We start from the raw sequence: 12,363 nt of genomic DNA, 5'->3' as shown, positions 1-12,363 counted from the left end.
CCGGCCGGCGCCCCGACCCCGGTCGGCGCCCCTTCAGTCATCGTCATCGTCCCGTTCCCTCCGGATACCGGGCCCGCCGCGCCGATCGCGCCGCGGGCTCCCGGAAGGAATACTTCGCCGTCCGGCCAGGCCGACCCAGCCCTCTGTGCCGCGTACGCACGCGGTGCGTACCAGCGCGGCTCCTACCACTGGCAGGGTCCGGCTGCCGTCCGCGACGGATCGGCCGGTCCGTCGCGGACGGGGCAGTCACTCAGGGGACGGGCACCAGCTGCCACTGCTGGTTGGCGCCGCCGTTGGCCGGCCACTGGACGACCGGTGCGTTGTCGGCGGTGGAGGCCCCGCTGACATCGGCGAGCTGACCGCTGTCGCGGTTCTCCAGCGTGTAGGAGCCGCCGCCGCAGGGCACGAGCAGCCACTGCTGGTTGGCGCCCCCGTTGGCCGTCCAGAGGTTGAGCTGCGTCCCCGCGACCTTGGAGGCGGCGGGTACGTCGAGTGCCTTGCCGCTGCTCACTCCGGTGACGGTGGAGTAGCCGCCGCCGGCCGCGGCGATCCGCCACTGCTGGTTGCCGCCGCCGTTGCGGGTCCACTGGATGATGGGCGTGCCGTCGGCGGTACCCTGCCCGGCCGCGTCGAGCGCCTTGCCGCTGTTGCGGTTGACCAGCGTGTACGTGCCCGACGGGACGGCCGGTGAGCCGGGGGTGACGCTGAGGTTGTCGAACTGGGCGGCCACGTACCCGGCGGTGCCGATGCCGACCTGCCCGGCCCCGTAGGAGTCGTCGGTGGCGGCGCTGGCCCTGGCGCCGTCGATCGTCGCGGTGATGGTGCGCCCGGCGAAGGTCAGGGCGAGGCGGTGCCAGCTGCCGGTTCCGGGGGCGGCGACGGTGCCGGAGGCGAGGGTGGTGACCGCCCCGGTGGCACTGTCGCGGAGGATGGACCAGGCGCCGGTGCTGGCGAGGTGGAGGGAGTAGGCGTTGATGCTGCCCGGTGAGAAGCCCTTCTGGGTGCCGATCCGGCCCAGCAGCCGGACCGCGCCCGCCCGCTCCAGCATCGCGTCGGCCGACACGGTGTAGTCGGACCAGCTCAGGTCGCCGAGGGTCGCGTACGGATCACTGCCGTTGTCCCACGTGATCGGCGTCGTCGTGGCCATCTGCCGGACGCAGGTGCCGGTGCGGCCCGCGCCGCACGCCGCCCCCTCGAAGGAGCCGTTCATGTCGGCCAGGTACCGGGCCTCGCCGCCGCGCCGGACGGACTGGAAGTCGTCGGCGTAGGGCAGCGCGAGCAGGTTGCGGGCGGGCGGGGCGGCCGTTCCGGCGCCCTGGCCGGTGGTGGTGGTCACCGAGTACACCCGGCCCGGCTGCAGGGTCAGCTGGTAGGCACCGGCCACGGGAGTCAGGTCGGCCCCGCGCACGAGGTAGTCGCCCTGCCGGCCGGAGGCGAAGTCGCTGGACCAGACGTGCACCGTGCCGCCGGGCAGTCCCCCGGCGGTCCTGAGGGTGACGGTCTGGGCGGCGGGGGCGTCGAGGGTCTCCAGGACGGTGCTCCAGGCGGTCTTCCCCGGCGAGCGGTAGCTGACGTAGCTGCCGTTCGCCCGGTCGCCGCCCAGGTAGCCGCTGCCGGAGTCCAGGTACTGCCAGCCCGGCTGGGTGAACTGCGTGGTGTGCGCGGTGGCCCAGGTGCTCTTCCCGACGCTGTACGAGCCGGACCAGGGCTGGGTGGCGGTCAGCATCCCGTCGGTGTTGAACGGCAGGTTCTGGTAGAGGGCGGCGGCCAGCGGCCAGTTGATGAACGCGGAGAACTTCGCGTCCAGGTAACCCCGGTTGATGGCGCGGGCGATCGGGGCGCCGCCGGTGTTGTGGTCCTCCGAGCCGTTCTCGCTCGCCCACAGCTGCTTGCCGGTCGCCAGGGCGTCGGAGGTGGTGGAGCAGGACGTCATGGCCGACATGTAGCCGCACGGGTAGTGCGCGCCGACGATGTCCACGGAGGCGGCGAAGGCCGCGTCGGTCCTGATGTCCCCGGCGACCGACCAGTCGGAGTCCGCGCCGACGATCCTCGTCGCCCCGTACCCCTTGGCGGCCAGGGTCGCGTGCAGGTTCTCGTACCAGGCCTTGTCGTAGCCGCGTTCGTTCCAGCCGCCCAGGTAGTCGATGGCCAGTCCGTGCTGCGCGGCGCAGCCCAGCCAGGCGATCAGGTAGTCGACCATGTCCTGCGACCAGAAGTTCCCGTTCCCGATCCAGCCGGGCGCGCCCCAGGCGAGTCCGTACAGCTTCACCGCGGGGTTGCGGGCCTTGGCCTGCTCCATGAGCCACCACTCGTAGCCGGTGGTGCAGTCGACGGCGCCGCGGGTGTGCTCGTGGCTGGGCTCCGCGCCGTCGGTGGAGTTGGTGTCGCCGCCGATCTCGACCTTGAGGATCTGCAGCGCCGCGCCGTACCCGGGCTTGAACAGGTAGTCCAGGATCTGGCCGCGCTGCGGCTCCGGGTAGTCCGCCAGCAGGCGTGAGTTGCCCCCTCCGCCGCTGATCGCGCCGGCGCCGTCGAAGACCCGGCCCGGGGAGGCGCCGTCGAGCGTGATCGCGGTGTTCACCGCCGCGTGGGCGGGCGGCGCCTGCAGGACGGCGAACGCGGCGAGCACGAGTGCGAGCAGGACGGCCAGGGGTGTTCGCAGCACGGATAAGGGGGTGCGCGGAATGCTTCGCATACGGGGGGCTCCTTCTTCGCGGCCGGGCAAGGGCCGTTGGGGTTTGTGGAGAAGGGTTCCGAAAAGCGAACAGAAGACAACTCAGTCCACCGCCATCGGACGGTAGAACTCTGACCGTGTCCCGTCAACAGGTTGCGGTGGATGCGTCCCCCGAACGGGGGTATGCGGCCCGATGAGAAGCCCGGACCGCACCATCGGCGGTTAACCTGGCGCCTCCTGATCCACAGCGCCGTCGACACCGACAGGGAGGACGAAGATCATGCCCGGCACCACCAGCGGCCCGAGCCAGTCCACCGACAGTCCGCAGCAGAAGCCCTCACCCGTACCCGTCCAGCGTTCCGACTCCGCCCAGTCGGCCCACCGGCGCTTCATGCAGCGCTCGAAGTGGTAGGACGCGCCACGGCGGGGCACCGCGTTCCGCGCTGAGCCGCGACGTCGATGACCTACGCCGGTGACCGGTCACCGGCATCTCGACGAACGGTCAGATCCGATCACGCGATGACATATCGCGAGCCCTCCTGGCAGCGGGAGAACAACTTCCCTCCGCCATCGCTCATTTCGGTCGGTCCTCGCCGCACGTGAATGCAGACTCGCTAGTTTTGCCACGCCTTCGGGCCGCGGGAACCGCGGCCCGAACCGTAGGAAAGCGAGGGGCGATGCCCGTCTGGGATGAGGTCCATCCCGCCACGATCTCCGTGCAGCGCACGCGAGCGGGCGACCACTGCTTCGTCGGCTATGACGACGACGAGTCGAACTGGGATGTACTCACCACCTTCGCCTGGACAGGCCTCGCCCGGGGCGAGAAGGTCATGCTCTTCGCCGCTCCCCGGGTGAGCGATGACGAGCTGTGGTCCCGCCTGGAGGCCGACAGCCCGTCGATGGCCGGTGTCCGGGCCTGCGGCCAGCTGGTGCTCACCAGCATGCGCGCCCTCCTGCGCCCCGACCGCGGCTTCACCGCCGAACGGCAGTGGCAGCGGATCCGCGAGGAGACCGCCCGCGCGCGCCGCCAGGGGTACACCGGGCTGCGCACCTACATCGACATGCACTGGGTGGCGGACCTGGACGCCGACCTCGACACCATGGCGCACCGGGAGTCCCACGCCGAGCACCTGTTCGCGGACGGCTCCTACAGCGAGATCTGCGCGTACGACCGCCGCCGGTTCGACGACGACATCCTGGCGCGGATGTGCCGGGCGCACCCCGTCAACCTGCTCTCCCGGCTCGGCGAGCTGCGGGCGGTGCACGGCGACACCTCGCTGCGGCTGATCGGCGAGGCGGACCTCGCCACCGGCGAGCAGTTCTGCGCTGCCGTCCGCGGGGCGCTCGCGCGCACCGCGCACTCCCGCGAACTCGTCGTGGACCTGACGCAGTTGAGCTTCCTCAGCGCCCGGTGCGCCGACGACCTCCTGCGCCTGGTCGGCGCCGCCGAGGAGCACGACCGCGTCGACGTCCGCTGCGAGCCCGGCCAGCTCCGCGTCCTGCGCGCGCTGGGCGAGCCGGGACCGGACCGGCTGGTGCTGACCGGGACGGGGACGCGATGCTGACCTACCCGGCCGGCGGCTCGGTCGACCGGCCCGCGGAGTGCCTGCTGCAGGTCGCGTTCACCGGCGCGGACCTGCCCCGGCTGCGGGTCCTCGTCGACCGGCGCGCGTCCCTGGCGGGGCTGTCGGGGCCGCGCCGCGGCGATTTCGTCCTCGCCGTGGACGCCGTCGCCTCGAACGTCGTGGAACACGCCGGCGGGGACGGGGATCTGGCCCTGACCAAGGTCGGCGACGAACTGGAGTGCCGTGTCAGCGACTGCGGCCCCGGCTTCTCCGCGGACGTCATCCCCGAGCTGGTGCCGGGACTCGACGGCGCCCCGGTCGGCCGCGGACTGTGGCTCACCCGGCTGCTCTCCGACCGCCTGGTGATCACGGCGGCCTCCCCCGGGACCGTCGTGACCTTCGCGATGCGCCTGACCTGAGCGGTCCGACCCGGGCGGCGGGACCTCGGCGGCCGCCGTGCGGCTAGCGGACCGCCGGCTCCGCTGCCGGCTCCAGTGCCAGCTCGTGGACCACGCCCATGTCGCTGAACGGGAGCAGCTCGTCCCCGACGATCTGGAACGGCTCGCTGCCCTTGCCCGCGACGAGCACGATGTCGTCGGGGCCGGCGGCGGACAGCGCGTAGCGGATCGCCTCCCGGCGGTCGGCGATGCGCTGGAACGGGATCCCGGTGCGGACCAGTCCGGGGGCGATCTGGTCCAGGATCTCCTCCGGGTCCTCGTAGCGCGGGTTGTCCGAGGTCAGCACGCACAGGTCGGAGAGTTCACCGGCGATGGTGCCCATGGTGGCCCGCTTGGTGATGTCCCGGTCCCCGCCGCAGCCGAAGACGGTGATGATCCGGCCGGTCGTGAAGGTGCGGATGGTGGTGAGGACCTTCTCCAGCGAGTCCGGGGAGTGCGCGTAGTCCACGATCACGCGGGCGCCCCCCGGGGTGTCGTAGCGCTCCAGGCGCCCGGGCGTGGGCGGCATCAGGGCGAGGGCGTCGACGAGCCCCTGCAGGTCGTGGCCGAGCAGATGGCACGCCGCCACGGTGGCCAGCGCGTTCGCCACCGAGAAGCGGCCGGGCACCGGGATCGCGGCCGCGTACCGGCGGCCCGCGTGGTGCAGCGTGAAGCGGCTGCCGGCCGCGTCCACGACCAGGTCCGTGGCGCGGTAGTCCGCCGCGCCGTCCAGGGCGTACGTGGTCACCGCGTCCGGCATCAGCGCGATGATCTCGGCGCTGACCGGGTCGTCGGCGTTGACCACCGCACGCCGGCACAGCCCCTGGAAGAGCCGCAGCTTCGCGTCCTTGTAGTGCCCCATGGTGCCGTGGTCGTCCAGGTGGTCCTGAGTCAGGTTGGTGAAGACGCCCACGTCGATGAAGACGCCCTCGACCCGGCGCTGCAGCAGCCCCATCGAGGTCGCCTCCAGCACCACCCCGGCCGTCCCGCGGTCCCGCATGTGACCGAGCAGGTACTGCAGGTCCGGCGCCTCCGGGGTGCTCAGCACCGACCTCGGCATGGGGATCGACTCGCCGCCGATCCGGCTGCCCGAGGTGCCGATGACGCCGACCTTCACGCCCTCGGCGATCCGCAGGACCGCCTCGACCATGTAGGAGACCGAGGTCTTGCCGTTGGTGCCGGTGATGGCCACGATGTCCATCGCGCGGCCCGGCTCGCCGTAGTAGCGGGAGGCGACGACCGCGGCCACTGCCCGGACGTCGCTCACCCGCACCACGCAGACCGTCTCGGGCAGGCCCGCGAGGTGCGGGCCGTCGCCCTGGGCCAGGACCGCGACCGCGCCGAGCTCCAGGGCCCGCCCGATCAGCCCGGGGCCGCCGTCCTCGTGGTCGGGTACGGCGATGTACAGCGAGCCGGGGGTCATCCGGTGGGCGTCGAAGCCGATCCCGCTGATCGAAGTGGCCGGGTCGCCCTGCAGTACGTGGTGGTCGTGCCCGTCGAGCAGTGCACTGAGTTTCACAACTATCCCCTCGGAAGCGGCCGGCGGTGCACTGGGTGGCCCGGCCGGACGGCAGGGACGAGGGCAGACCGGATACCGCGATGATGCGCGTGGAGGTGGGGCCGTCCCCACAGGGGGAGATCTGCGTGCGGATCGTAGGGCCGGATCGGCCGAGGACCGCTACCTGTCACTGCGCAACGACTGCGGCATGCGCCCGGAGCCGGCTCCGGACCCGTGGGGGTCGGCCGATTTCCGGGCGGCGGCGCTGACTGGTCCGGCCGCGGACGATTGGATACAGGTGATGCGTACAGGTGGTCGGGCGGAGCAGGGACCTGCCCGACACCGCTCCAGTGTACGTGTGCCCGGGATGTCGGCCACCATGGTTTCGAAAGCGGACATTTCACCGCCATGACGAGGTCGGCCGCCCCCGCAGGGGCCGCGGCGGCGCTACCCGGCGGCCGCGGTCAGGTCCACCCGCCAGTCGTTGCACCGGATGGGGTTGCCCGGCGGGTACTCGAAGTCGCACGCGGAGACCAGGGTGAACCCGGCCTTGCGGCAGATCGCGTTCGACGCGGGGTGGTCCACGGAGGGGTACGCGTGCAGGGAGGCGTGCGTGCGCCGGGCCGCGGCGTCGGCGATGACGGCGGTGGCGGCCGCCACCGCGATCCCCCGGCCCTGGTACCGCGGCAGCACGCCCCACCCGGTCTCGTACACCGTCTCGCCCTGCCAGGGCCGTTCCCAGTACCCGATGGTGCCGACCGCCTCGCCCTGCGGGAGCAGCACGACGCTGAACATCCGGCCCGTGCCGGCGCCTTCGATCCGCAGGTAGCGCTGGTGGCGGGCGAACAGCTGCTCCTCGGTCTCCGGGCCGCCCAGGTGCTCCATCATCTGCGGGGAGTTCGTCGCCCGCAGCAGCGCCAGGTCCCGCTCCGCCCAGCTCTCGAGCCGCACCCGCGCCGCGGGCACCGCCACGCGCCGTTCAGCCGTCATCCTGCTCCGTTCCCCTGCCTCGTGGGGCGTCACACGCCCGCCCGGTGCTCCTGCGGCCGGATGCCGCGGACCCGCTTGAAGGCGGTGCTCAGGGCGAACGCGCTGCCGTAGCCCACCTTTCCGGCGACCGATCCGACCGTGGCCTCGGGCTCCCGCAGCAGATCGGCGGCGAGGGACAGCCGCCATCCGGTGAGGTACGCCATCGGCGGCTCACCGACGAGGTCGGTGAAGCGCCGGGCCAGCGCGGCGCGCGACACCCCGGCCTTGGCCGCGAGCGCGGCCACCGACCACGGGTGGGCCGGGTGGTCGTGCAGCAGGCGCAGCGCGTGGCCCACCACCGGGTCGGCCAACGCCAGGTACCAGGTGGGCGCTTCGGCCTCCGGCCGGGAGAACCACGCGCGGACGACGGCGATCAGCAGCAGGTCCAGCAGCCGGTCGAGGAAGACCTCCTGGCCCGGCTCGTCCCGCACGATCTCCTCGTTCAGCAGGGCGACGAGCGGGCACTCCCACGAGTCCGCGGTCAGCACCAGCAGCGTGGGCAGGGCCTCCAGCAGCCGCCGGCTGACCTCACCGTCCATCGCGTAGGTGCCGGTGAACAGCATCGTCGCGCCGTCCGGCCGGTCGCCCCAGGTGCGGACCCCCAAGTCCATGGCCTCGCAGAGCTCTTCGCCGTCCGGGGTGGTGGTGCGCTGCCCGGGGTGGATGACGATCTGCGGCGGTGTGTCCGGGGTGTCGGCGACGACGTACGGGGCCGGGCCGCGTACGACGGCGACGTCCCCGGCGCGCAGGCACACCGGCGCGCCGTCCCGGGGCAGCACCCACGCCTCGCCGCGGACCAGGGAGATCAGGGTCAGCGGCGCCCGGTCCTCGATCCGCAGCGACCACGGCGGGTCCAGCACCGAGCGCATCAGGAAGGCGCCCCGGGCCCGGGGCCCGTCCAGGAGACCGGCGAGTGCGTCCATGGCGCTCAGCCTAGACGCCGCCGTGGACGCACGCGTATGGAGTTGAGGCTCTGAGTCATGGACCGCCCGGGACGCGGGGACTTGACTGTTCCCATGACCGCCGAGCCGCACGGCGGTCCGCCGAGGGAGGTTCGGACGATGGACGCGTTCCGCACGGTCGCACTGGTGGCCGCCACGCTCACCACCGGGTTGATCGCGGGCCTGTACTACGGCTTCGCGTGCGCCGTCATGCCCGGTCTGCGCGGGACCGACGACCGGACGTTCGTCGGCACCATGCAGGGGATCAACGTGAGGATCCTCAACGGCTGGTTCGCCCTCGGCTTCGGCGGCTCCCTGGTGCTCACCGTGCTGGCCGGAGCGCTGCACCTGGTCGGGGACGCCCCGGACGGTCCGCTGCCCTGGATCGGCGCCGCGGCCGCCCTGTACGTGCTGACGCTGGTCTCGACGTTCGCCGTCAACATCCCGCTCAACGACGAGCTCGACGCGGTCGGGGACGCCGGTTCCGCCGCTGCCTCCGCGCTCGCCGCGGTCCGGCTGCGCTTCGAGACGCGGTGGGTCCGCTGGAACGCCTTCCGTGCGGTGGCCGCCACCGGCGCGCTCGGCTGCCTGGTCTGGTGCCTGGTGCTCTACGGGCGGGCCACGGCGTGACGGCCGCGGCCCGGTGGGGGCACCTCCCGGCTCCCCGCCGGGAGGTGCCCCCACCGCTCGGGTCAGGGAACCCAGTAGTTCCCGGAGGCGACGATCATCGACTGGAGCTGGACGCTGCCGCCGTAGTAGAGCGACGCGTCGATGGGCGTGCCCGCCAGCTTGTTCCACAGCGCGTCGAGCCAGGCCTGGGAGCCGGGATCGGTCAGGGCGGCGACGGCGAACGGCGCGGTGAACGCCATGTCATGGCCGCTGTCGAACGTCGATCCGTTCAGGTGGTAGCCGGTGACGACGGCGGCGGGGTTGCCGCCGGTCCTGGTCTTGATCCACGCGTTGAGCTTGCGGGCCGAGGCGAGGGAGGCCGGATCGCCGCTGGTGACGGCGTCGGCGGCCAGCCGCCAGGGGTCGCGGCAGGCGTTCCACCCGTAGTCCCCGTCGTTGGGGCTCTCGAGCACCTCACCCGCGGCGGGCTTGGGGGTGGTGTTGGTGTTGACCACGAAGTCGGCGAGCAGTCCGGTGCCAGGCGCGTAGCTCGCCTGCTGCTGGGTGATCAGGTTCTGGTGGGCGGTGCGGACGGTGTCCCAGGCGCTGTCACCGGTCGCGGTCCTGAAGGCGCGGAAGTGGTCGATCAGCCAGTCGGAGGACCGGGTGATCCACTGGTGCGACTCGCCGGGGCCGCTCCAGTCGCCGAGCAGCATCAGGTGGGTGGTGGCGTTGACCTCACTGGCCTTGATGGCGTTGATGTGCGCGATCGCCAGGCTCTTGTAGTCGTAGGTGCCGGTGCTCCCCCACTGACGGTCGGCGAGCAGCAGGCCGTAGGCGACGTCGAGGTCGCCGTCGGTCGCGGAGTCCGAGCCGTTGACGCTCCGGCAGGAGCTGTCCTGTTCGGCGGCGAGGAGGTGCGCGTTGTTCACCGAAGGGTGGGCGAGCACGAACTTCACCATGCCGTCGAAGACGGTCCTGGCGTTGGCGTCGGCGCCGGCCATCAGCGCGGTGACGACCATGCCGTAGCCCTGGGCCTCGGCGACGTAGGGGTGGTCGGCGTCGGGCGAGATGACCTCGTACCAGCCGTTGCCGCAGTTGTGCTTGACGAAGGCGGCCTTCCACTGGTTGTACGTGGTGACGACCGCCTGGTCGACGGTGCTCTGCGCGCCGGAGGGCTTGAGGGTGCCTGCGGTGTACGGGAAGCGGTGGCTGCCGAAGGGGACGGCGGGACCGCCGCCTCCGCCGCCCTGGGAGTCGGCGTCGAGGTAGTCGAGGTTGGGTCCGCCGTTGGCGGTGGTCGCGGTGGCCCGGACCTTGTTGGTGCCCGCCGCGAGCGCGGCGGTCAGGGTTCTCGTCTGCCAGGTGTCCCAGGAGCCGGTGCCCGCGAAGGAGACTCCGGACGCGACCGTGGTGCCGTTCACCGCGATGTCCATGGGGCGGTTGACGGTGGTGCCGTTGGCGAAGCGGAACGCGAGGGTGCCGCTGCCGGCGGCCGCGGCGGTCACGGTGAACTCCACGGAGGAGCCGGAGACGTTGGTGTAGTCGACGAAACCGGTGCCGGAGAACCCGGTGTGGTTGGTGGCGACGGCCGACTGCGACAGGGCCGCGTTCTCGGCCTCGTAGCGGGTGGTGGCCGCCTGGGCCTGCGGCGCCTGGGCGGCCAGCGGCAGGGCCAGGCCGAGCGACGCGGTCAGGGTCAGACCGAGGAGTCTTCGGGGGGTGGGGATGCGCACGTGGGGGACCTTCCCTCAGAACGGCGGGACGGGACGCAAGCAGTGTTAGGAAAGTTTCCTAACTAGGCATGCATGGGAGCGCCATCCGGGGCCGCTGTCAAGAGCTCCGGTGAGAACCGCCCGCCGGTCACGACATAGCCGCAGGTCACCTCCGAGCGCGGGGCGGATCCACGAGTCGCTGGAAATACCGCGCGCGGGGACGATGAGTTCTGCGGCGGCGCGTCGTCTACCCACAGACAGCCGCGCCCGCCGCACCGGGCACGCACCGAGATCAGCTGGAAGGAACCCCTCATGCTCTCCACCGACTACGTCCCGGGCGCCCCGAACTGGCTCGACCTCGCGAGCCGCGACATCCCGGCGTCCGCCGCTTTCTACAACGCGGTCTTCGGCTGGACGTTCCAGTCCGCGGGCCCCGAGGCGGGCGGTTACGGGATGTTCGTGCAGGACGACGGCAGGACGGTCGCCGGCATCGGTCCGATCATGGCCGAAGGCGTGGAGCCGTGTTGGACGCCGTACTTCATGACGCCCGACGCGGACGCGACCGGCAAGGCCGTGGAGCAGGCCGGCGGCACGATGCCCTACCCGCCGATGGACGTGTTCACCATGGGCCGGATGGCTGTCTTCACCGACCCGGCCGGCGCCCGGTTCAACGTCTGGCAGCCCGGCGACAACAAGGGGCTGGACGTGGTGAGCGCGGACAACGCGCTGTGCTGGGTCGAACTGCACACCACCGACGCGGCCACCGCGAAGGCGTTCTACCACCAGGTCTTCGACTGGGAGTACACCGACACCCCGATGCCCGGCATGACCTACACCCTCTGCCGCCCGGCGGGCACCGACGCCACCGCGGAGGCGGAGCACGGCGGGCTCATGGAGCTGCCCCCGGGCGCCTCCGGGCCCGGCGCCACCGTGAACTGGCACCCGTACTTCGCGACGGCCGACTGCGACGCCACCTTCGCCACCGCCGTCGCCCACGGCGCCACCGCCGTCATGCCGCCCGACGACGCACCCGGCGTCGGCCGGCTGGCCATGCTCCTGGATCCGGCGGGCGCCCAGTTCGCCCTGCTCACCGGCCCCTCGGACGCCGGCTGACGGCCGGCAGCCGACGGCCGACCCGGGCGGCCGTACGAGCGCTCGCCGGCACCCGCTTCCACGGGGGGAGGGGGTTACGGCGAGCGTTCGTACGACCGCCCGGGAGCGGTTCCGCGGCCGGGCGCGTCAGCGCTCCGGGACCACGGCGCGCCCCTGTCCCCACGGCCTCAGTTCAGGGGGCGCAGCACCTCGGCCACCTGCTGGATGCCGGTTCTGTGGGTCTTGACCTCTTCCACCAGGTCGCCGAGGGCGACCGTGTCCGGGAGGGTCTTCCAGCCCGCCGCAGCGCAGTACGAGCGGGTCATGGCCATGGCGTAGAACTCGTTCATGGGCGACTCGAGCGGCGGGCACACCGTCAGCGTGTGCAGCAGGGCCGCGGCCCGCCAGGCGGTGTCGTGGCCGGGGCTGTCGGGCGCCATGACGAGGTCCGACGCGTGGCGCGCTATGGCGGCCTCGATCCCCGAGGGATCCCAGACCATGGGGTCGGAGGGCAGGTGGTGGGCGAGCACGTTCCAGGCCCAGGTCAGATCGATCTTCACGAGCGAGGGCCGAACCTCTCCTGGACGTACGCCCAGTTCTCCTCGTTGTTGAAGTCCGCGGCCTCGGCCAGGAACCGGTCGCGGTTCTCGTCCAGCTCGCGCTTGGCGGCTTCGGTGATCAGAGCGGTGACCGTGGTGCCCCGCTCAGCGGCGCGGGCCTTGAGTCTCTCGAGGAATTCCTCGTCAAGGCGGATCGTCACATGCTTCGACATTCCACCAGTGTACAGCGCGAGTGCTGTACAC

The 12,363-nt window shown here is 72.2% G+C and carries 12 protein-coding genes; 5 read left to right on the top strand and 7 right to left on the bottom strand.

The annotated features are described in order from the left end of the window. Nucleotides 1-250: 250 nt before the first annotated feature. On the bottom strand, nucleotides 251-2,695 hold the full coding sequence (locus ABZ721_RS27275; protein WP_358791356.1) for an RICIN domain-containing protein: 2,445 nt from the start codon (nucleotides 2,693-2,695) through the stop codon (nucleotides 251-253). 259 nt (nucleotides 2,696-2,954) lie between these two features. Between ABZ721_RS27275 and ABZ721_RS27270 the strand changes: the two genes are divergently transcribed. The 3 genes from ABZ721_RS27270 to ABZ721_RS27260 all read left to right on the top strand — a co-directional run bounded on the left by ABZ721_RS27270 (nucleotide 2,955) and on the right by ABZ721_RS27260 (nucleotide 4,658). After that, nucleotides 2,955-3,086, top strand: coding sequence for a hypothetical protein (locus ABZ721_RS27270; RefSeq protein WP_269288301.1), 132 nt, complete (start codon nucleotides 2,955-2,957; stop codon nucleotides 3,084-3,086). Between the two features lie 265 nt (nucleotides 3,087-3,351). Beyond that, nucleotides 3,352-4,239, top strand: a complete 888-nt coding sequence (locus ABZ721_RS27265; RefSeq protein WP_358791355.1) for an MEDS domain-containing protein — start codon at nucleotides 3,352-3,354, stop codon at nucleotides 4,237-4,239. Further along, complete coding sequence (locus ABZ721_RS27260; RefSeq protein WP_358791354.1) at nucleotides 4,233-4,658, top strand: ATP-binding protein; 426 nt, start codon at nucleotides 4,233-4,235, stop codon at nucleotides 4,656-4,658. Before ABZ721_RS27265 ends, ABZ721_RS27260 begins: the two co-directional genes overlap by 7 nt. 43 nt (nucleotides 4,659-4,701) lie before the next feature. Here the strand turns inward: ABZ721_RS27260 and ABZ721_RS27255 are convergent, their stop codons facing one another. The 3 genes from ABZ721_RS27255 to ABZ721_RS27245 all read right to left on the bottom strand — a co-directional run bounded on the left by ABZ721_RS27255 (nucleotide 4,702) and on the right by ABZ721_RS27245 (nucleotide 8,126). After that, a complete protein-coding gene (locus tag ABZ721_RS27255; protein ID WP_358791353.1) occupies nucleotides 4,702-6,195 on the bottom strand; it encodes a UDP-N-acetylmuramoyl-L-alanyl-D-glutamate--2,6-diaminopimelate ligase in 1,494 nt (497 codons plus the stop codon). Between the two features lie 426 nt (nucleotides 6,196-6,621). Continuing rightward, on the bottom strand, nucleotides 6,622-7,164 hold the full coding sequence (locus ABZ721_RS27250; protein WP_358791352.1) for a GNAT family N-acetyltransferase: 543 nt from the start codon (nucleotides 7,162-7,164) through the stop codon (nucleotides 6,622-6,624). Nucleotides 7,165-7,193: 29 nt separating this feature from the next. Next, nucleotides 7,194-8,126 carry an AraC family transcriptional regulator gene (locus ABZ721_RS27245; RefSeq protein ID WP_358791351.1) on the bottom strand — a complete coding sequence of 311 codons (933 nt, stop codon included), beginning with the start codon at nucleotides 8,124-8,126 and terminating at the stop codon, nucleotides 7,194-7,196. A gap of 138 nt (nucleotides 8,127-8,264) precedes the next feature. Here ABZ721_RS27245 and ABZ721_RS27240 point away from each other — a divergent pair, with 138 nt between their 5' ends. Beyond that, on the top strand, nucleotides 8,265-8,774 hold the full coding sequence (locus ABZ721_RS27240) for an anthrone oxygenase family protein (protein ID WP_358791350.1): 510 nt from the start codon (nucleotides 8,265-8,267) through the stop codon (nucleotides 8,772-8,774). Nucleotides 8,775-8,836: 62 nt separating this feature from the next. On the opposite strand, the gene ABZ721_RS27235 is transcribed toward ABZ721_RS27240, so the two are convergent. Continuing rightward, nucleotides 8,837-10,489: a glycosyl hydrolase family 8 gene (locus ABZ721_RS27235; RefSeq protein WP_358791349.1), complete on the bottom strand. Its 1,653-nt coding sequence runs from the start codon at nucleotides 10,487-10,489 to the stop codon at nucleotides 8,837-8,839. Nucleotides 10,490-10,780: 291 nt separating this feature from the next. Between ABZ721_RS27235 and ABZ721_RS27230 the strand changes: the two genes are divergently transcribed. Further along, entirely contained in the window at nucleotides 10,781-11,581 is an 801-nt protein-coding gene (locus ABZ721_RS27230; RefSeq protein WP_358791348.1) for a VOC family protein, read from the top strand. A 167-nt stretch (nucleotides 11,582-11,748) separates the two neighbouring features. Here the strand turns inward: ABZ721_RS27230 and ABZ721_RS27225 are convergent, their stop codons facing one another. Continuing rightward, nucleotides 11,749-12,120 (bottom strand): hypothetical protein, encoded by a 372-nt coding sequence (locus ABZ721_RS27225; RefSeq protein ID WP_358791347.1) that lies wholly within the window; start codon nucleotides 12,118-12,120, stop codon nucleotides 11,749-11,751. After that, entirely contained in the window at nucleotides 12,117-12,332 is a 216-nt protein-coding gene (locus tag ABZ721_RS27220; protein WP_358791346.1) for a ribbon-helix-helix protein, CopG family, read from the bottom strand. The genes ABZ721_RS27225 and ABZ721_RS27220 overlap by 4 nt, the downstream gene beginning before the upstream one ends. Between the last annotated feature and the right edge of the window lie 31 nt (nucleotides 12,333-12,363).

This window comes from Streptomyces sp. NPDC006733 (assembly GCF_040636125.1).
Classification (GTDB): domain Bacteria; phylum Actinomycetota; class Actinomycetes; order Streptomycetales; family Streptomycetaceae; genus Actinacidiphila.
The sequence above is the reverse complement of the archived record's forward strand: the minus strand, read 5'-3'. Positions and strand labels throughout refer to the sequence as shown.

Coding starts and splice junctions, on each gene's coding strand:
- ABZ721_RS27220 (WP_358791346.1), bottom strand. CDS start 12,332: ATGTCGAAGCATGTGACGATCCGCCTTGACGAGGAATTCCTCGAGAGA.
- ABZ721_RS27265 (WP_358791355.1), top strand. CDS start 3,352: ATGCCCGTCTGGGATGAGGTCCATCCCGCCACGATCTCCGTGCAGCGC.
- ABZ721_RS27230 (WP_358791348.1), top strand. CDS start 10,781: ATGCTCTCCACCGACTACGTCCCGGGCGCCCCGAACTGGCTCGACCTC.
- ABZ721_RS27240 (WP_358791350.1), top strand. CDS start 8,265: ATGGACGCGTTCCGCACGGTCGCACTGGTGGCCGCCACGCTCACCACC.
- ABZ721_RS27245 (WP_358791351.1), bottom strand. CDS start 8,126: ATGGACGCACTCGCCGGTCTCCTGGACGGGCCCCGGGCCCGGGGCGCC.
- ABZ721_RS27275 (WP_358791356.1), bottom strand. CDS start 2,695: ATGCGAAGCATTCCGCGCACCCCCTTATCCGTGCTGCGAACACCCCTG.
- ABZ721_RS27250 (WP_358791352.1), bottom strand. CDS start 7,164: ATGACGGCTGAACGGCGCGTGGCGGTGCCCGCGGCGCGGGTGCGGCTC.
- ABZ721_RS27270 (WP_269288301.1), top strand. CDS start 2,955: ATGCCCGGCACCACCAGCGGCCCGAGCCAGTCCACCGACAGTCCGCAG.
- ABZ721_RS27260 (WP_358791354.1), top strand. CDS start 4,233: ATGCTGACCTACCCGGCCGGCGGCTCGGTCGACCGGCCCGCGGAGTGC.